1 rRNA gene is annotated in these 2,887 nt (G+C 59.0%); it reads left to right on the forward strand.

The features are described from left to right. Positions 1-13: 13 nt before the first annotated feature. Positions 14-2,887, forward strand: a 23S ribosomal RNA gene (locus HNQ61_RS28150); the annotation flags it as partial.

Below are 2,887 nucleotides of genomic sequence, written 5' to 3' on the forward strand. Positions count from 1 at the left end.
AGCGAGCATATCCGGTCAAGCGAAAGTAGGGCGCACGGTGGATGCCTTGGCACGGACAGGCGAAGAAGGGCGCGATAAGCTGCGATAAGCTTCGGGGAGCTGCACGTAAGCGTTGATCCGGAGATGCCCGAATGGGGAAACCCGGCAGCCGTCATGGGCTGTCACCTCACCCTGAATACATAGGGGATGAGGGGCCAACGGGGAGAACTGAAACATCTAAGTATCCCCAGGAAAAGAAATCAAACGAGATTCCCTGAGTAGCGGCGAGCGAAACGGGAGGAGCCCAAACCAGGTCTTCGGATCTGGGGTTGTAGGGCCGGAGCGGGGCATGTCCCGCTCGATGGAGCCATGTAGCGGAAGCGGCCTGGAACGGCCTACCGCAGGGGGTGAGAGTCCCGTACGCGAAACATGGTCTTCACGAGTGGCTCTGGTACCTGAGTACGGCGGGACACGAGAAACCCCGTCGGAATCTGGGGGGACCACCCTCCAAGGCTACATACTCGTCCGTGACCGATAGTGCACCAGTACCGTGAGGGAAAGGTGAAAAGAACGCCTGACGGCGAGTGAAATAGAACCTGAAACCGTGTGCCTGCAAGCGGTAGGAGGGGGCTTAGGCTCCTGACTGCGTGCCTTTTGCATTATGATCCGGCGAGTTACTCGTCACGTGCGAGGTTAAGCAACTCAGTTGCGCAGCCGAAGCGAAAGCGAGTCTGAACAGGGCGTTCAGTACGTGGCGGTAGACCCGAAACCGAAGCGATCTACCCATGGCCAGGATGAAGCTCCGGTAACACGGAGTGGAGGTCCGAACCCGTTTCTGTTGAAAAAGATTGGGATGAGCTGTGGGTAGGGGTGAAAGGCCAATCAAGCTCGGAGATAGCTGGTTCTCCCCGAAAACTATTGAGGTAGTGCCTCGGAGCGTGTGTCGCGGAGGTAGAGCACTGAAAGGACGCGGGGCCCCACCGGGTTACCAACTCCTATCAAACTCCGAATGCCGTGGACATGGACTCCGGGAGACAGTGCACGAGCGATAATGTCCGTGCGCGAGAGGGAAAGAGCCCAGACCCTCGGCTAAGGCCCCAAAGTGCGGGCTAAGTGAGAAAGGATGTGGGTGTGCATTGACAACTGGGAGGTTGGCTTAGAAGCAGCCATGCCTTGAAAGAGTGCGTAATAGCTCACCAGTCAAGTGCGCCTGCGCCGATAATGGTCGGGACTTGTAAGTCCGCCGCCGAAGCCAGGGATTCATCCTTAGGGATGAGTGGTAGGGGAGCGTTCCAGTAGCGGAGAAGCGGGGGTGGAAACCTTCCCGTGGAGCGGCTGGAAGTGAGGATGCCGGAATGAGTACGCGATAACGGGGGTGAGAATCCCCCGCACCGAAAGCCTAAGGTTTCCAGGGGCAGGCTCGTCCGCCCTGGGTTAGTCGGACCCTAAGTCGAGGCCGAAGGGCGTAGACGATGGGAAACGGGTGAATATTCCCGTACCACAGGACGTGCGTTTGACCCGCAGGGGGGACGCAGGAGTGAGAGTGGGGCCGGGCGGCGGTAGTCCCGGTGCAAGGAGGTAGGCGGTCCCGGGGGATAAAAGACCTGGGTAGCCGAGATCCGATGCCAACTGGAGGGTTCGCCCTCTGGGAGTCCATGTAATCAGGCTGCCGAGAAAAGCCTCGGCGGGGAGTACGTCTTGTGACCGTACCGCAAACGGACACACGTAGGCGAGGCGAGTAGCCTCAGGTGCGCGAGTGAACTGTGGAGAAGGAACTCGGCAAAATGTCCCCGTAACTTCGGGAGAAGGGGAGCCTTCGGTACTTGACTGCCGCTTGCCGGCAGAAGGGGAAAGAGGCCGCAGAGAATCGGCTCAAGCGACTGTTTAGCAAAAACACAGGTGTCTGCAAAGTCGCGCAAGACGACGTATAGGCACTGACGCCTGCCCGGTGCCGGAAGGTTAAGAGGAGAGGTCAGCCCGCAAGGGTGAAGCTTTGAATCGAAGCCCCGGTAAACGGCGGCCGTAACTATAACGGTCCTAAGGTAGCGAAATTCCTTGTCGGGTAAGTTCCGACCTGCACGAATGGCGTAACGACTTGAGCGCTGTCTCCTCCACAAGCTCGGCGAAATTGGAGTCTCGGTGAGGATACCGAGTACCCGCGACAGGACAAAAAGACCCCGTGCACCTTTACTGCACCCTGACATTGCTCTTCGGTACCACTTGTGTAGCATAGGTGGGAGGCTGTGAGACGGGCCCGCCAGGGCTCGTGGAGCCATCAGTGAAATACCACCCTGGTGATATTGGAGACCTAACCTCGTCCCGTGAATCCGGGACAGGGACCGTGTCAGGCGGGCAGTTTGACTGGGGCGGTCGCCTCCTAAAGCGTAGCGGAGGCGCGCAATGGTTCCCTCAGCGCGGTCGGCAATCGCGCGTAGAGAGCGTAAACGCATAAGGGAGCTTGACTGCGAGACCAACAAGTCGAGCAGGTGCGAAAGCAGGCGTTAGTGATCCGGCGATCCCGTGTGGAAGGGTCGTCGCTCAACGGATAAAAGGTACGCCGGGGATAACAGGCTTATCGCCCCCGAGAGTTCACATCGACGGGGCGGTTTGGCACCTCGATGTCGGCTCATCGCATCCTGGGGCTGGAGAAGGTCCCAAGGGTCCGGCTGTTCGCCGGTTAAAGCGGTACGCGAGCTGGGTTCAGAACGTCGTGAGACAGTTCGGTCTGTATCCGTCGTGGGCGTTGGAAGATTGATGGAAGCCGTCCTTAGTACGAGAGGACCGGGACGGACCAACCTCTGGTGTACCGGTTGTCGCGCCAGCGGCAGTGCCGGGTAGCTACGTTGGGAAGGGATAACCGCTGAACGCATCTAAGTGGGAAGCCCCTCCAGAGATGAATCTTCCTGGG

Source organism: Longimicrobium terrae, assembly GCF_014202995.1.
Lineage (GTDB): Bacteria > Gemmatimonadota > Gemmatimonadetes > Longimicrobiales > Longimicrobiaceae > Longimicrobium > Longimicrobium terrae.